The organism is Burkholderia sp. Ac-20379 (assembly GCF_017104645.1).
GTDB lineage: Bacteria > Pseudomonadota > Gammaproteobacteria > Burkholderiales > Burkholderiaceae > Burkholderia.
Map to the genome: position 1 here is coordinate 1 of NZ_JAAGPF010000801.1, position 666 is coordinate 666.

2 protein-coding genes are annotated in these 666 nt (G+C 72.8%); both read right to left on the bottom strand.

Annotation, left to right across the window (positions count from 1 at the left end):
- Positions 1–31 precede the first annotated feature (31 nt).
- On the bottom strand, positions 32–163 hold the full coding sequence (locus G3N92_RS35430; protein WP_277396230.1) for a hypothetical protein: 132 nt from the start codon (positions 161–163) through the stop codon (positions 32–34).
- 10 nt (positions 164–173) lie between these two features.
- The coding region (locus tag G3N92_RS34710; protein ID WP_206131959.1) for an SDR family oxidoreductase at positions 174–666 on the bottom strand (493 nt) is incomplete at its 5' end.

Sequence of the window (666 nt, forward strand, 5' to 3'; positions counted from 1 at the left end):
TTTTTTTTTCAAGCAGAGGACGGCATCCGGGTTACTCTATGGTGCCTGGAGTTCCGACGTGTGCTCTTCCGATCCCGCCGCCGGCGACGATCAGGCGCGTGGCGTCCGGCGCGGCGGCCTGGACGAGCGGGGCGGCCTGCGCGGCCGTGAGCGATGCGTTCATGGGGTGATCCTCAGCGCACGCGGTAGCCGCCGTCGACGGCGAGCGCGGTGCCGGTGATCCAGCGGCTCGCGTCGGACAGCAGGAACAGCGCGGCCTGCGCGATGTCGTCCGGTTCGCCGAAGCCGAGCAGATGGCTGGCTTCATAGGCGGCCACGGCGTCGTCGGGGCTGCCGCGCGTGAGGCGCTCGTGCATCGCGGTGCGCACCGCGCCCGCGGCGATCGCGTTGACGCGGATCCGGCGCGGCGCCAGTTCGCAGGCGAGCGAGCGCACCAGGCCTTCCACGCCGGCCTTGGCGGCCGAGTAGGCGGTCATGCCGACCTGGCCCGTCGAGGCGGCCACCGACGACATCAGCACGAGCGAGCCGCCGTCGGCCAGCACGCCCTTCTTCGCGGCGGCGCGGGCGATGCCGAACGCGGCGAACAGGCTGCCGCCGAACGTGTCGTCAAGCTGCGCCTGCCTGGTCATGCGCGCGGGGCGGATCAGCTCGGCGCCGGCCGCGTGG

Excerpts from the sequence above, each read along its gene's own strand:
- G3N92_RS35430 (WP_277396230.1), bottom strand. The coding sequence starts at position 163 with ATGAACGCATCGCTCACGGCCGCGCAGGCCGCCCCGCTCGTCCAGGCC.